We start from the raw sequence: 15,729 nt of genomic DNA, 5'->3' as shown, positions 1-15,729 counted from the left end.
CCCTTCGCCTGCTCGACCTGGGCCGGGTCACCGCCGGCGGCCATGTACCGGAGGCCACCGATGACCAGGAACATTGTCGCTACCAGCGCGATGATGCCCATGATCCACGAGGTGATCGAGGAAATGACCTCGTCAATCGATTTCGGGGCCGCCAGCGGCTGCGGCGCGGTGGCAGCGAGGTCGGACAGGACTGACAGAGTTGCGTGCATTTCGACGCTCCACGGGACTACTGCTGGCCGCCGCGGTGGGGACCAAGGCGAAGCTTCGACAGGACCGGTGGGGGCGCTCCTCCCTTGCGTCGAGCGAAGGGTTGCGGTGTCAGTACGCCGCGCCAGCCGTGCCGGACCATCAGCCCCACCGGGTAAGAGATCCCCACCGGGCGGACATGCCATGGATGACATGCACTGCCCAGATCTCGTTTGTCAGACCGATCGAACTCACCTGACGCCTGTCTCGACCTGACAGGACCGGTCAACGATTCACGTAGTCACCGCACCAACAACTGCCTCGCAGGCGGCACACGCAGACCAGCGAACCTGCTGGCCGACGTAGAAACCAGGCCTGCCCGCGGACCGCACTAGATCCGTCTCTACAGAGGAGGCAAGCCAGAGATGCGGCACATACGGTTACCGCGAGTACCCCTCAAGCCCAACGGAGCAGACATGGACCAGACATGCCCAATGACTGCAGCCGAACGCTGCGAAGAGATCGTCAAAGCGATCGCCGGATACCGCGCCACGGTCCCTGGCTGCTATGACGAACCACTACATGAGGTCATCGAGCGCGTCCAACGGAGCGGGAGCCTGGGCAAGGTCGACATTGGCGCGCTCTACCTGTGGAAGCGCATCCCTCAGGGGAGGTGGGGTCTGAAGCTCCTGACGATGCCCGAAGCCCAGGTACGGGGCATCACCGCAACTGCTGTTCAAGCAGCGCGTGATGAGGACATGCCGATACCTGATGCGGCGGAGGCCGCCAGGAAGGCGCTCTCCCCCCTGCCCGGGATGAGGACCGGCGATGCCCTCCCGTCGGCGCTGATCCTGGCTGCCGCGCCCGACCGGATGGCCGTGTACGACAGGCGGGCCCGCAAAGGGCTGGCCAAGGTGTGCCTACCCCTAGGCGACGGTCCCAGACGGTATCGGCGCTACATGGAACTTGTGGAGCGGTGCCGCGTCGAGTTGGACGAGCAGGGCGCTGGGACCCACACGGCCCGTGAGGTCGATCTGGCTCTTTACTGGCTCGGCGGATGACAATCTTGGACCCTGGACCCTGGACCCTGGACCTGAGCGGTTGGGGGTCACCTGGTGCTCAATCGCCTGCCAGACAAGCGTGCCCGCTCCGGCACTGTTCAGCACCGTCTGAACCTGAGCCGCTCCCTACGATCCTCGGCCGTCTCACAGGTGCGGCCTTATCGCACCTGTGAGGAAACCGGATCGAGCAGGAAGAGATCTGTGTCCTCGGCATAGCCCTCTACCTCAGCTGCGATGCGGAGCTTCTGCCCCACGCCGATGATGTCGGGGATGTTCGAGCCCGTGAGGCGCAGATCGCTGGTGATGTTGACGTCATTGAACTGGAAGTTGGGCCCAGTCGCTCCCGACTCGATGCGATCTCCGGCGAAGACTAGGATGTCGTATCGCGTCTTGAATTCGCCGTGATGGTTCATTGCAGCGATGGTGCCATCGAACTCGATGGTTCGGCCCTGGTACTTGGCCGCGAACTCCTTGAACAGGTCGCGGTCTTCCACCGCTGCCAAGAGCGCTGCGAAGTCCTCGTTGTTCTCCACGGTCAAGACCCCCTCCGGTCCAACAGACGCAGGCTTCGGCTCAGCCGCGGCCTCTACCGGCTGTTGCGTTGCTGGGGTTCCCGTCGTGGTGGCAGCCGGAGACGGGGACGTGTCCTCGTTGATCGCCCCGATAGCGATGATGATGGCGAGAAGGGGAAGCAGACCAGCCGCAACCCGCAACCCTGTCTTCTGCTGCTTCGTCAGCGGTGGTCTTTGCTTGCTCATATATGGATCATAGTCGCGTCCTCTGCGGTCCTTTCGGCGCGTCGTCGGTAGGGACTCACTCGAACTTTCCCTCATCACGTACGTCACGAAGTCGAGGTAGTCCTTCACCTACCGCACCCTCGTCAGGCGACTACCACAGCCGATCCGACATCGACGTGCTGCTATCCAGCCGGGCCATGCTCACGCGCGTACCCGCCGGCACCACCTAGGGAGCTGTGACCGGTTAAGGGGTACACCCTGCAACGCCGTTAGTCGGAGTGAGGGTCGGTCGCCTTCGGGCTTGCCCGCAGCGGTCCTTGGCACCGCTCTAGTTGGCCTCGCAGCAGCCGCCCAGTGCTCGTACACCGCAAGATCCTCGCCAGGCTGGTTGGCACGCTCCCCGGTCCGCTCGTACAGGCATGCGCCGGCCACGACGTTTCACCGCCGCCGCCGACCGCGGCCGTCGACGGGGCGATGCTCGAGCAGCACCTTTAGGAGAGCCGGGTTGGTAGCGAGCGCAGCCCCGGAGCATCTGCATTGATCGCGCCGAAAGCGGATCTTCGACTGTCACGCTGTACCTCGGCCTGTTGCCGACCGGGTGGTGCTGTCAGGCTGCCATGGCGGCTTCGCAGCGGCTGGCCGAAGGGCTCGGGCCGGACAGGTCGCCCCGCGTGACGGCGGCGGCTACGACCCGTTCGGCGCGGCGGCGGCGCATTCGCAGGACTGGTCCGGTCACGCCCTTTTCGGCGGCCAGTTGTTCGATCAGGGCGTCGCCGAACCGGGTGGCGCTGATCAGTTCCGCGGCTTCGGCCGTGATCAGGCCAGAGGCGGCTGCCCGGCCGAGCAGCAGGTCCGGGTGCCCGTACGGCATCCTTGGTGAGCGCGACCCGGTAGACAACTCCGGCGGCAGTTCCTCGCCGTCGTCGGTCTTGACGACCGCGGCTCCGGCGCGCCAGGCCGCCCAGCACAGCCGCAGCCACAGTCGGGGTGGGGTGAGATCCGCCTTGCGCAGGGATTGCAAGAAGCCGGCTAGGACTTCGGAGTCGACGTCGTCGGCGTGACGCGCGTAGCCGCGGCTGAGTTTCGCCGCGAGGTGTGTTAGCGCGGGCAATGCCACGCCGATCGCGCCGACGACCCATGCCGGTCCCCATTCGCGGGCGTGGTGGGCCAGCTGCCGCCACAACTCGTCGGTGGTGTCGCTGTCGTAGCGCTCGAACTTGAGTAGTTGGCGCAGCTCGTCCAGCGGCATCATCGTGTCTGGTAGGCCCGGCACCGGCCGGGCGTCGAACACCAGCGGTGCGGGTTCGCACGTCAGCAGTTCGAAAGCCTTCTCTGCGGTGGTCAGCGCCGTGTTGGCGGTTCTCGTGCGGGTGGTCATTGCCATGGTGATGTCTCCCTTGACGGGTGCGCCTCGCCTGGTGCGAAGGCTCCGAGCCCTCCGATTGGGACAGCGGGACCTGACACGACGAGCGTTTGTCAGACCTGGACAGGTCGTGACCGGTCGTGTCTGGTTCGCCACTGTGTTCGCCACGCCCGGCCTGTTGACGTGGCTGTCAGGTCGGCCCGATTGACCGCTGCTGTCAGGTCAGGGGTGGGTTCGATCGGCCTGTCAGCGGCGCACTGGGGATCGTCAGTACGCCCGCCGGTTCGGGGGCCACCGTGCCCATGACCGAGAGAAACCATCGCCATGCACCGATTCCCGTGGGGGACGTGGTGCCCGGCGACCCGCCCGTGCCGATCACTGTCTGGCCGGTCCCCGCCCCGCAGGAGGGGGAGACCATGTCCAACGCGATGGGCGTGCGGTTGGTGCACAACCTGACCCACCCGTCTGACCTGATCGTCGACCTAGCCGAAGGGCCGCAGTTGGCGCGCGCGATCATCGCGGCACATCGTCGTAGTCATCTGCAGGCGGCCCGACCTCCGGTCGGTTGGGGCCGCGAGTCGGCGACCCTGATCGTCACTGGCTGGCCGCTTGCCGACGCGTCTCCGGTCGATTTTTTCCTCCGCTGCCGCGCTCACCTCGTGCTGGGCGGCTGCGTGGCGGTGTTGCTGGCGCACGGCGACGTCTCCTTGCCGGTCGATGTCGTCGTCGCCGCGAAGCGGGCCGGGCTGGCGTACTTGCAGCACATCGTGGCGGCTGACCGGCCGCCCCGACGCGGCCAGCAGGCGCAGTTGGCGATCCACACCGATGTGTTGATCATGACCCGCAGCGCAATAGGGAGCGGGGGAGTCGATGGCTGAGAGCCTGCCGATCACCTCGGTGTGGTTGACCTGCCAGATACCGGCCCGCGACCAGCGGCGAGGCCGCTACGTACGGGAGACCTCCAGCCATCCGGCCAAGATGTTGCCGCACCTGGCCGCGCACGCGATCAGCGCCTACACCGAGCCGGGGGATGTGGTGTTCGACCCGATGTGTGGGTGCGGCACCACGTTGGTGGAAGCTATGCACCTCGGTCGGGAGGGCATCGGGATTGACATCGAGCCCCGCTACACCGCGCTCGCCGAGCTCAACGTCGCCCTCGCCGCGTCGCAGAAGGTGTCCGGCACGGCGACGGTGTTCACCGGGGACGCCAGCGGGCTGCTCGACCTGGTGCCCGCGTCCGCAGTTGGCCGCGTGAGCCTTGCCCTTACCTCACCGCCGTACGGGCGCGGGACGCATGGCCTCGTCCAGACGTCGAGGACCGGTGTACGCAAGCGGGACCACCTGTATGGGGACCGGGAGCGTGGCAATCTCGCCTATGCGGGGTGGTCCCGCCTGCTCGACGGGTTCGCCTCCATTCTGTCGGCCAGCTATCAGGTGCTGCGTCCCGGCGGAATCGTGGTGATCACCTCCCGGCCGGTACGCCGCCAACGCGATGACCTGATCGACCTGCCCGGCGAACTGCTCGCTGCCGCGCAGTCGGCTGGGCTGGTCCCGGTGCAGCGGACGGCGGCGATGCTCGCCGCCGTCCGCGGCGGGCAGGTCGTGCACCGGGCCAGCATGTTCGGGATGATGGCGGTCCGCCGCAGCCGCGAGGACGGCATCCCTGTGCACTTGGTGGCGCACGAGGACGTGTTGGTCCTCCGCCGCCCTTGAGAGTCATGCCATGCCCAGGAGTTTCGGACTTGCCAAGGTCCGGAAGGGCTTGTCCATGCCGCTGACGAGGTCAGCTTGTCGGGCCCGAGTCCTGTCGCGGCAAGTCCTGCTGGGTTCAGCAGACCCGACACGAGGTCGGGGGTCGCGGGGCTGTCAGGTTAGGCCAGGAGGCCGATCCTGACAGCCCGGTCGACGGCGCTCCCGGACCGGCTAGCTTGAGGGCTCTCCTTACTTTTACGTGCCTCTGATCTGACGCCTCGCGCGACGGCACCGCGCCCACCAGTAATGGTCGGCCGCCGCCGCCAGTCTCGGATCTGGCACGCACCAACCCCACGCCCTCGCCCCGTGCGCGACCAGGGTGCGGCTCATCCATCCCTTCAGGCGGCCACCAACCGGTGGCCGCCTTCTTGCTGTCCGACGGAGGACAACATGCGTCGTCCCACCCGACATCTGACAGACGGTGAGGTCCCAGCCGGCCTCCGTCGCCCCACCTCGCCCGACCTCCTCCGCAGCATATTCGCGGTGGTCGTCGAACCCGCCGACGTGTATCCGGCTCATGGCATGCCCCCTGTTCAGCTGGCTGCACGCGCCGGGTTGGTCAAGGGCATGCCTTCGGCTACTAACGGCAGCCGGGCGGTGCAGCGATGACCGGCGGGAGCCCGGCGGACCAGGCCCGTGCTCTGCATGCCGAAATGACGGCTGCCGTCGAGCAGCGGACGGCGCTGGCAGTCGAGGCCCGTTCCGTCCTCATCGCCGCATTCCACAGCAGGCTGATTTGCCGGCCGGGATGCGAGAACGCCCTCGCGACATGGGGCCTGGATCCGCTGCCGCAACGGTGGACCATCTCCGGCGAAGCGCAGCTGTCGTACACGCGGTCGCACACCAACCATGACGAGGCCCGCGAGCAAGCGCGCTGGGGTGTACCGGACGAACTGCGCCAGCTGCAACCGGCGATTGCCGTCTACCCGCAGCACGTCATCCACTTGGCGCGCGCGCCGGGCGGCGACGTAGCTGGGCGGCAGCGGTACACGATCACCGTGCAGGTCGCGCTCCACACCTGGGCCAGGGCGGTCCGGGAGGCGGACGCGCGCGAGATCGCTCGCACGACGATGGACACCCATCTGCGGGCCCTGGCTGAGGCCGGCATCACCCTGAGCACGCCGATCTGGCAGTGCACCGATAGCCCTGACGAGGCCACGCCGGACCCCGTTGGCATCGATGCGCAACCCGTGGGCGGTGCGGTACCGCAAGCACACGGCGATGAGCTTGCCGCTGCGAGGTCGGCGCGTGATGCTGCCGTACAGGCCCTCGCGGGTCTGCGACGCAGCATCCGTGCCCGTGCGATCCGCGCCCTGGTCGACGACGAGTTCGGCGGTGTACACCAGCACGCGGCCCAGCGGGTCAACCAGTTCCTCGTCGACCTCGGCCTCGACCCTCTGCCTCAGGCACACCACATCGCGGTGATCGCCGACCTCACGCTGCCGGTCGGCGACGGGACCGCCCGGGACGCCGGTGACGCCGCACGACACAGGATGCGCCCCGTCACCACGATCAACCCGGACGAGGCACGGCCGTGGACCGCGTACGGCTGGAGCATCCCTGAGAACGCCACCGTCGGCCCGGACGGCTGGCGGATTCATTGGCGGCACGAGTACGAGATGTGGCTACGCGGACACGACACTTCCGCCGACGCCACCACCGCGGCCGAAGCCCTCGTCCGCGCGGACTTGACCCGGGCACTGGCCGGAACCGACCAATGCCTGGTGACGGTGACAGCCAGCGTCGAGAGCCAGGGCATCGATTTCTACCTGGACCCCGACAGCGACTGACTCGTCTGCTGCCGAATCTCTACGTCCCTGAGCAGACGCCAACGGACTGCCTTCCGCGGGCCGCCCTCGGTTGGCATCTGTTTCCGGATCGGCGCTATGTGCGACGACTGCGCCGTCCCACCGGCTTTCCACTCCTTCACCGACCCCCCATGACGGGAGATCAACGTGTCTTTCCCCGAAAACAAACTGACGGTCCGATCCTCAGCCGACCTGGCAATCGCGGTGCCGTACCTCATCGGGTTTCATCCCGGCGACGGCTGCATCGTCGTGATCACCTGCCGAGACCGGCGCATCGTGTTCGCCGCCCGAGGCGACCTTCCGGCACCCGGCTCCCCCGCACATCACCTGCACGACCTCACCGCTCACCTCGTCCCGGTCGTGCAGCGGCAGCAACCGATCACCGACCTCGTGATCGTCGGCTACGGCGCCCAGGGACACATCGACCCGGCACTGCGTGGCGTCTGCGATGCGTTCACCGCCGCCGGCCTGGCCGTGCGGGAACTGCTGCGGGTCACCGAGAGCCGCATCTTCAGCCTCACCTGCGGCGACCCCGGCTGCTGCCCACCACAGGGAACCCCCGTCGAACCCACCACCTCGCTCGTCGCCGTGCACGCGACCGTCGCCGGGCTCGTCGCGAGGCCGGACCGGGCGGCAGTGGCCAGCCGCTTCACCACAGTCGACAGCACCGGCGACGGCATCCGACACGCCACGACCGAGGCGACCGCCCGCATGACGGCCTTGGAGACCAACGGCAGCGCCGCGGTGTACGAGGCCGGCGTGCACACGGTCCGAAGCGCGCTGCGACAGCACGACGACGGCACCGGTCTCACCGACGACGAGGTGGCCTGGCTGACCGTGCTGCTGACACACCGGCCCGTGCGGGACCTCGCCGTTGACCTCACTCAACCGCACGACCAGCACGTCACTTTCTGGGCCGAGGTCACCCGCCGCGCAGGCGAGGCGCTCGTGCCGGCGCCCGCGACCGTCCTCGCGCTCACCGCATGGCGCTGCGGCGACGGCGTCCTGGCCCTCATGGCCGTCGAACGTGCCCTGCAGATCGACCCCGACTACCAGCTCGCCGACCTGCTCCTGCAGGCCCTGCACGCCGGTCTGCCGCCCTCCGTCTTCGAGCAGGCGGCTAGCAGCAACCAGCCCAGCCCGTCGAACCCGAACACCCGTACCGAACAGGAGTAACACGGTGGATCCCATTCGCAGCATCCTGCTGTCACTCGCCCGCACCGCCGAAGAAGCCCGACTGCGCTGGCACGCCAACCGCGCCGCCCTGCGCGCCCGCGGAGAAACGCCCACCCGCGACGAGGCATTCGCCTACGACGTCCAAGCAAACCTGTGCCTGATTACCGCGATCACCGCGGCCAACCTTCCGGCGAACTTCCGCCTCTACGACACCACGCTGTCCCGAGACCCGCTCACGGCAGCCGCACAACTTCGCCAGGTCACCTCCGCCTACGACCACAGCGGCCCGATCGAGGCCGCACACGAGGCCGCGCGCGTGGCCTACAAGGCGGCGTTCGCCGAACCACTCACCGCGCAGGAGCAGCACTACGTCGACCTGCTCGTCGATCTGCCCGCCGCGCGACGCGACAAGATCACCGAGGTAGCGGAGGAACGCTCCCGCCACCTGCCGGCATGAGCATCGGCACACCCGCCGCCGGCACCCGTTCGTCCTTCGGGCAGGGGCGCAGCAACACACGCTGCACCCTCCTCGACTGCCGCGGAGCAGACCCCGCCGGCGCCCGACAGTGTCGGCCACGGCGGGGCAGTGAGCCACGACGCAACGCACCGCCCGGCGCATCCGCCCACGTCAGCGGCCCACCGCCGCAGGACCTGCTTCGGACACAGGGCGCGCCGGGCATGGGCCGTAACCCCAGGAAAGGAACTGATGAGCCTGTACACCCTCACACCCAAGCCCGGGTTCGAGCGGTACACCATCCAGGTCGGCTGGAACCCCCACCGCACGTACGTCGCCACCGTTGTCGACTTCACCTGGGACCCGGTCACCGAGCCCCACCACCAGCCCGACGCCATCCACCTCGGCCGGATCGAGACGATTTTCGACCCGGCCGAGGTGCTTATAGCCGTCGCGCCCTACGCCGACATACCAGCCGACCTACCCGCCAAACTCCGTGCCGACCAGGCCGCCCACCCGGTACGCCGCTGACACCAAATCCCGACTACTTGAGACGTCGCATCGCGCGCCAACGGCCGCAACCAACTCGTAGGCACGCCAACACGAGCACTGCTGACTGAACCAACCCGATGACGCCTCCTCGGGGAGGTCGTCGTCATCACCGATGCCGTGAGCCCGACCGGCACGAACCGCAAACCCGGTCCGCCCCAGAGGCGGGCCGTCGCCGTATTAGGACCCGGGACGCGCCGCCTGGAAACGATCGCGTCCCGGGTTCTCCTGCAAAGGAGGAACCCAGTGTCCCTACCACTGATCATGATCGCCACCGCGGTGGTGGCGCTCGCTCTCGGCAGGCTCGCCGCCTGGCCGACGATTCGCAGCCTCCGCACCAAACTCGCCGACGCCACATGGTCGCTGCTCCACGACCCGCTGACCGGCATGCTCAACCGCGCCGGCCTGCAAGCCGCGCACACGACCTTCGCCGAAACCGGCCCCGCACGGCCCATGATCGTCGCCCTGATCGACCTCGACGACTTCAAACGCGTCAACGACACCCACGGCCACGGCCGAGGAGACGACCTCCTCATCGAAGTCGCCGACCGCATCACCGACATCGCCGCTCTTCACGGAGGCGCCGCCGCGCGGCTCGCCGGCGACGAATACGCCCTGCTCCTGCCGGCCCTGACCGACGACCTGGACCGCATCGCCGAAACCATCGCCACGATCATCGCCCAACCCGTCGCGCTTCCCGCAGACGGCGGCTTCGCCACGGTCACCATCACCGCCAGCGTGGGCCTGGCGCTCGTCGACACCAGCGACCCCTTCAGCGAAGTAGCGCTGCACCGCGCCGACATCGCCATGTATCACGCCAAGCGAAACGGCCGGAACCGGCACGCGATCTACCAGCCGGGCATGACTATGCCGCCCGTGCAGCACCGTCGCGGTCCTCGCCTCCGCGACCGGCACCAGCCGACCGACGAGGCCACGGCATGACCGCCCCACACGAAGAGATGGCCTGCCAGATCTGCCTTTCGCCGCTGAACACTCTCGGCGTACCACCCACCTACGTGCACCCGACCCACCTCGCCACCGACGGACACGAACCTGCGCCTGTCCCGGTCAGCCGCCTCGACACCGTGCGCCGCAGCTGCGACTTCTGCGGCGACCCATACCCCATCTGGACGTTGCAAGGCGGCGAGGTGACCGCCATCGCCATCGGCCCTACCGCAGGGCTGGTCCAAGACTTCGGCGACTCCTGGGCAGCATGCGCGGCCTGCCAAACCCACATCGACGACAGCCGCAACGACAAGGTCATCGACCGTGCGGTACGGGCGCTCGGCCTCGCCAACCATTCCCACGTACGAACTCGAATCGAGGAGCTGCACCAAGCGTTCCTCAACGCCCGACTCGCCGGCCGAACGCTCATCACGACGACCACGTGGCCGGCAACCACCATCACCGCCGCAGAACTGCCCAAGGTCCGTGACCGGCTCACCCGCTTCTACCGAGGCACCGACAACCTGCCCGCTGCACTCGGAATCACCGACACACGCCAGCAGATTGCCGCCGGCCTCGAACGATCACACCTGTACTGGATCGACAACGACTTCACCGACCTGGCTGAACACGCCGCAGGACAACTGCCCGACGTACGCATCAGCCGCGACCTCATCCCCTCGGCCGACGGAATGCTCATCTGGACCCGGCCAGTGACACACCGGCAACTCACTGCCGCATCCTGGACCACCACCACCCACGGCCGGACAATAGTCCTCTACCGCACCGTGGGCGGCGGACTGCACGGCAAACCGCTGCAACGGCTACGCGAACAGGTCGGCTGGCTCGCACCGACGAGGGCAACCCACCTCCCCGAACAGCATTTGACACCTGGTGACCATCCGGCGGCAGCGCTGGTCGCGACGTGGCTGCTAATCGCCCAGCAAGCTGCAGACGTCACCGCAGCACGAGTCGACAGAGCCATCGCCAAGACCTACGCCCGCACCAACCGACCCGTACCCGAGGTGCGCATCGTGCGGATACGCGGCCGCCGCACCAGTCCAAGGCCGAACGCCGAGAAGATGCCAGGCAGCCCTGGGGGCCCTGAGACCAGTCGGTCCTGGGTCTCCGGACACTGGCGCAACCAAGCCCACGGCCCTGGCCGAGCGCTCCGCCGCCCCGTCTACATCCACCCCTTCCTCAGGGGTCCCGACGATGCGCCGATCAAGTTGAGCACCACCGTACGCATGCTCAGCAGCCGTCAACTCAAACCCCAAGATCGTAAGTAGATGGCGATGTCGGCGGCGGCACGGTTGCGTCCGCCCCGCCGCCGGCATCGACGACCGGTCGTCCAAGACGGCTCGTATCCAACTAATAGGCAGGAGAAGTTGAGTCATGCCCGAGGCCTTCGTAGCAGAGCCACCGTGCGCGGTGTGCGGACGACCGGCAGCACACATCGAACTCGTCGCGCCCGGTACCCGTCCCGCAGACTGGCCGCGCTGGTCACCAGTTTTCTGGTCACCCTGGGCAGCCGTGGTGACGGCGGCATGTGGCGCGACGACCGCATGGTGCGGGTTCGATATCTAGCATCGGGCGCGGAGCATTGTATTGAAACCGGCCACTGGCGCGGCGTTCGCGACGTCGGCATCGCTCCTGACGCGAGCTGGATGGCGACCCTCGGCGTCGGCGACAGCAACGGCGACGGCGTGGTACAGATCTGGGATCCTGCCACCGGAGCCGAACTTGGCCGGTTCACCACCGATCATCGGCCCGGGGTCGGCGAAATGCGAATCGCGCCGGACGGAACCTGGCTGGCCACGATTGGTCGCTACGACCGCATCAACAACTACCGCGACCCGGTCGTCGAGGTCTGGGATCCCGCCACCGGCGAGCGGATTGACCAGGTTGACACCTGCATTGCCGGCGGTCTTCGGCAGTTGCTCATCGGCCCTGACAGCACCTGGCTCGCCGTCGTTGGCGACGACGCTGTGGCCGTGTGGTGCCGGGAGCGGTCGACGCAAGCCGCAATGCGGATCGGGTCGACAATTCGGGACTGCGCTGTCGCGCCGCGCGGGCGCGTCATCTTTGTCGTCAGCGCGGCGGGTCTTCACGGCTTCGACGTCCAAGCCTAAGGACCGCACGGGGACGGACCACCGCCGCCGTCGACCCTGGCCATCAACGACGTCATGCTGCTGCTCGGCGAGGAGGAGGGCCACTTCGGCGAGTCGTAGTGGGCGTGCAGTTACGGGGCGACTCTCATCGGCCGTGAGGTGCAGGATTTCCTGAGCGCGGCGGCGGCCTGGCCTGGCGCCCTGCCCGCGTAGGCTGCCCCCGGGACTGAGGCAGCCTGCTCAGGGTTACAGGGTGGTCGAGAAGGTGTGATGTGAGCGACGACTTGGAGAAGTTGGGTCCAACAGGCTTCCAGGACCTTGCGGCGAGCCTGGCGGTCGCTTCCTTCGGACCGGGTGTCCAGGTGATGGGCTCAGGCCGGGACGGTGGGCGGGACCTTTACCACCGCGGTCCGCTCATCTGGAAGCCGATGGAGGATCAGCCTGCCGAGGTGTGGGAGGGGTACACCGTCCTGCAGGTGAAGCATCGGGCGACCAGCTCGGCCAGCCACAAAGAGAATGCGGTCTGGCTGTGGGGGCAGGTCCGCGGCGAACTCGATGACTGGGCCAACCCCTACGGAGATCGCAATCCGGTTCCCGGTTTTCTGATCATCATCACGAACGTGATGCTTACGCCGTTTCCGCAGGTCGGCGGCCATGACTTTCTCAACGAGAACATCAAGCGCTATCTGGAGCGCCTTGCCGACAACAGTCGGGAGGTCGATCCCGAAGCCATAGAGGAGCGGATTGCGCGCTTGGCGCGGCTGAAGCGGATCAAGAAGGTGCGTATCTGGGACGGCAACCAGATCCAGGCCTTGCTCAGGGTGCACCCGGGCGTCCGCAATGCGTTTCCGGGGTTCCTCACCGCTGGCGACGTGTTCGCTGCGTTGGCACAGCTCACCGACAGCGTGCCGCCGAAGGACCTCGAAGAAGGGCTCCGGGAGCACGCCAAGACCACGCTCATGGGCGAGGGTTTCATCTACTTCGACGAGGCGGGCAGTGGTGACGGTCAGGGGATTCCCGTCCACGAGGTGGCCATCGACCTGCCCATCACCTTCGCCGCTGGCACACGACGGGCAAGCGTGGTGCAGTACGTGCTCGACCGCGCCGAACATGTGCTCGCTCCCGGCGTCACCACTCAGGAGGCGCCCCGGCACTTGATCGTCACCGGCGCTCCCGGCAACGGCAAGACGACGATTTCCAAGTTCCTCGTCCAGGTGTTCCGAGCGGCCTTGCTCGAACACGCCGAGGACCTCAGCGACGGGCACCGCGACGTCATCAGGGGCACTGCGGTAGCACTGAAGCGCTTCGGCCGTGAGATGCCGAAGAACCGCCGATGGCCGATGCGCGTCGATCTGGCACTGTACGCCCAGGAAGGAGGACTCAGCGACGACTCGACTCTGCTTCGGTGGATCGCCCATAAGGTTTCGCGCCGCTCCGACATGGGAGAGGTGAAGCCGTGGGCGCTGAAGACCTGGATGCAGAAGTGGCCCTGGCTGCTCGTCCTAGACGGCTTGGACGAAGTCACCGAACCGGCCGTGCGCAAGCGCCTGATCGAGCGCGTCACCGAGTTCGTCAACACCGCTGAGGCCGACAACTGCGACGTGCTGGTTGTTCTCACCACTCGCCCGGTCGGCTACACCGAGAACATCGCACCCGCGCACTTCGAACGGATCGATCTCGACTTCCTCGAACTACCCGAGGCCGTCCGCTACGGCAAGCTCGCGACCAAGGTGCGCCTTCGCACGGACCTCGACCGCATCGAACGAGTGCTCACACGCCTGTACAAGGCCGCGGAGGACGAGGCGCTACAACATCTGCTGAGGACCCCGCTGCAAGTCCTGATCCTGACCATCATCATCGATGGCGCCGGCCAGCTGGCCCCCGACCGCTACAGCCTCTTCCGGGGCTACTACGACACCGTCTTCAGGCGAGAACGTGACAAGCCCGGTGGGTTGCACAGGATGCTGCAGGAGTTCGGCCAGCAGATCCAGCAACTACACGAGCGGGTTGGCTTTGAGCTGCAGGTGCGCGCCGAGACGGGCGACCGCTCCTACGCCAGCCTCACGGCAGCCGAGCTGCGGCAGATCGCGTGGCAGGTCCTCGACGAAGCCGGGTTCAAACCGTCAGGAAAAGATGCCCCCCTGCTCGACAAGATCTTCGATGCCGCCACCAAACGGCTGGTCCTGATCGCGCCCCGCGGCACCGAGGGCTACGGCTTCGATGTCCGCTCCCTGCAAGAGCTCATGGCAGCCATGCACCTGACCACAGGGCTGCTCGACGACGTCCTTCAACGCCTCCGCTCCTCGGCCGCCAGCCCGTACTGGCGGAACACCTGGCTGTTCGCAGCAGGCCAGCTCTTCTCCACTCCTCAGCCGCATCAGCACGACGCCCTGATCCGTCTCGTCGAGACCATCGACGACAAGGACGCCGACTACCGCCTCGGCCGGGCCGTACCGATCGGTCCGCGGCTTGCGCTGGACATCATCGACGACGGCATGGCCCGCTCCTACCCCAGGTGGCGCGACCGGCTCGTCGCACACGGCTTGACGGTTCTGACAGAGCCCAACCCGACAGATCTCTCCCCGATCACCAAATGTCTGGTGCGCTTCGCCAGCACCGGCGACGACCAGCGCGCGGCAGTGGCAGAGGGACTGAGGGCCTCGCTGGCAGGGACATCCACGACGCGTGAGACCGCAGCGGCACTTCAACAGCTGGTTCCGGCGATCGTCGACGAGATCCGCGCGCACAGCAGCGTGCGCGGCCTCGCTGGTGTCAGGAGGCACCCGGACGCGGCGCTCCAGCCCGACCCGGCGAGGGGTTGGGAAGACTTCGAAGTCGAAATCCTCACCAATCCATGTACCGGCGAAGAAGCGGAGGTAGAGCCAGTGGCGGCAGGACTTGCAGCGGCTCTGGTGCACGTGATCGGCCATGAGCGGCTGCTTGTCGAGAACCTTCGAGATGGCGTTGTGCCAGCCGTGCATCGTCGTCTTATCGGTGAACAGTTGCGCTCGATGTCGGTCGGAGGATCTTAGCCAGCGGCGCTCGGGAGAGGGCTGCTGTCCAGGGCAGCCCGGTCGCGAACGCGATCGCCGTCCAGCACGGCGCGCTGTGGCATACGGCCACCGCCAGATCTGAAGTCGTATCCGGGCAGCAGACAGGCGATCATGCGATAGCCGCACCTCGTCTACGCGGCGAGGTGGATGGTGGCCGCCTAGCTCACGGCGAGCTTGTCGAAGCGGCTGGACACAGCTCGGTTGCGGTTGACGCGGTCAATACCGCACTCGACGGCGTGACGTTGCTGATAGAGGTGCGAGTAGAGGGCTGGTGGACATCCGCTCTTGGATCGTTTGGCCGCGCCTACTCTCGCAGCTAGTCGCCTCCATGCGAGGAGCTTGATGAGGCGGGGTGCCGCCTTGTTGCTCGCGCCACCGGCCTGCGGTGTCGGCGCACAGGAGGCGGTCGACCATTCTGGTTGCGTCATCGTGTGAGTCGTAGGTCCAGCGCAGCACCCGTCCGCTTTCGGTGTCAGCGGCGCGCGCGACGACCTGAACCGCCCCGGATCTTGTAGGGACCTCCCCGCTTGGGAA

General features: G+C 67.3%; 14 protein-coding genes. 11 read left to right on the top strand and 3 right to left on the bottom strand.

What is annotated here, in order from left to right:
- Positions 1-209, bottom strand: a 209-nt coding sequence (locus KBX53_RS04990) for a hypothetical protein (RefSeq protein WP_210857957.1), incomplete at its 3' end; no start/stop codon positions are given.
- Between the two features lie 471 nt (positions 210-680).
- On the opposite strand from KBX53_RS04990, the gene KBX53_RS04985 reads away from it, so the two are divergent.
- Positions 681-1,247: a hypothetical protein gene (locus KBX53_RS04985; protein WP_247675120.1), complete on the top strand. Its 567-nt coding sequence runs from the start codon at positions 681-683 to the stop codon at positions 1,245-1,247.
- Between the two features lie 158 nt (positions 1,248-1,405).
- Here KBX53_RS04985 and KBX53_RS04980 read toward each other — a convergent pair whose 3' ends face one another.
- The gene (locus KBX53_RS04980; protein WP_210857956.1) at positions 1,406-2,005 is read right to left on the bottom strand and encodes a DUF4839 domain-containing protein; all 600 of its coding nucleotides are present in this window, start codon (positions 2,003-2,005) and stop codon (positions 1,406-1,408) included.
- Between the two features lie 586 nt (positions 2,006-2,591).
- Positions 2,592-3,368, bottom strand: a complete 777-nt coding sequence (locus KBX53_RS04975; protein WP_210857955.1) for a hypothetical protein — start codon at positions 3,366-3,368, stop codon at positions 2,592-2,594.
- Between the two features lie 395 nt (positions 3,369-3,763).
- Here KBX53_RS04975 and KBX53_RS04970 point away from each other — a divergent pair, with 395 nt between their 5' ends.
- The 10 genes from KBX53_RS04970 (at position 3,764) to KBX53_RS04925 (ending at position 15,174) form a co-directional block, all read left to right on the top strand.
- Positions 3,764-4,225 (top strand): hypothetical protein, encoded by a 462-nt coding sequence (locus KBX53_RS04970; RefSeq protein WP_247675119.1) that lies wholly within the window; start codon positions 3,764-3,766, stop codon positions 4,223-4,225.
- The gene (locus tag KBX53_RS04965; RefSeq protein ID WP_210857954.1) at positions 4,218-5,060 is read left to right on the top strand and encodes a TRM11 family methyltransferase; all 843 of its coding nucleotides are present in this window, start codon (positions 4,218-4,220) and stop codon (positions 5,058-5,060) included. Before KBX53_RS04970 ends, KBX53_RS04965 begins: the two co-directional genes overlap by 8 nt.
- Before the next feature lie 644 nt (positions 5,061-5,704).
- Entirely contained in the window at positions 5,705-6,889 is a 1,185-nt protein-coding gene (locus KBX53_RS04960; RefSeq protein WP_210857953.1) for a hypothetical protein, read from the top strand.
- Positions 6,890-7,054: 165 nt separating this feature from the next.
- Entirely contained in the window at positions 7,055-8,083 is a 1,029-nt protein-coding gene (locus KBX53_RS04955) for a DUF4192 domain-containing protein (protein ID WP_210857952.1), read from the top strand.
- Between the two features lie 4 nt (positions 8,084-8,087).
- On the top strand, positions 8,088-8,540 hold the full coding sequence (locus tag KBX53_RS04950; RefSeq protein ID WP_210857951.1) for a hypothetical protein: 453 nt from the start codon (positions 8,088-8,090) through the stop codon (positions 8,538-8,540).
- A 249-nt stretch (positions 8,541-8,789) separates the two neighbouring features.
- Positions 8,790-9,068: a hypothetical protein gene (locus tag KBX53_RS04945; protein ID WP_210857950.1), complete on the top strand. Its 279-nt coding sequence runs from the start codon at positions 8,790-8,792 to the stop codon at positions 9,066-9,068.
- A 282-nt stretch (positions 9,069-9,350) separates the two neighbouring features.
- Positions 9,351-10,028, top strand: a complete 678-nt coding sequence (locus KBX53_RS04940; RefSeq protein WP_210857949.1) for a GGDEF domain-containing protein — start codon at positions 9,351-9,353, stop codon at positions 10,026-10,028.
- Positions 10,025-11,320: a hypothetical protein gene (locus KBX53_RS04935; RefSeq protein WP_210857948.1), complete on the top strand. Its 1,296-nt coding sequence runs from the start codon at positions 10,025-10,027 to the stop codon at positions 11,318-11,320. Before KBX53_RS04940 ends, KBX53_RS04935 begins: the two co-directional genes overlap by 4 nt.
- 144 nt (positions 11,321-11,464) lie before the next feature.
- Complete coding sequence (locus tag KBX53_RS04930; protein WP_210857947.1) at positions 11,465-12,163, top strand: WD40 repeat domain-containing protein; 699 nt, start codon at positions 11,465-11,467, stop codon at positions 12,161-12,163.
- Positions 12,164-12,414: 251 nt separating this feature from the next.
- Positions 12,415-15,174 (top strand): NACHT domain-containing NTPase, encoded by a 2,760-nt coding sequence (locus tag KBX53_RS04925; protein ID WP_210857946.1) that lies wholly within the window; start codon positions 12,415-12,417, stop codon positions 15,172-15,174.
- The last annotated feature ends 555 nt before the right edge of the window (positions 15,175-15,729 follow it).

Origin of the sequence: Micromonospora sp. M51, from assembly GCF_018070305.1 — a bacterium.
GTDB classification, from domain to species: Bacteria; Actinomycetota; Actinomycetes; order Mycobacteriales; family Micromonosporaceae; genus Micromonospora; species Micromonospora parva.
This window is presented reverse-complemented; position numbering and strand designations above follow the sequence as displayed.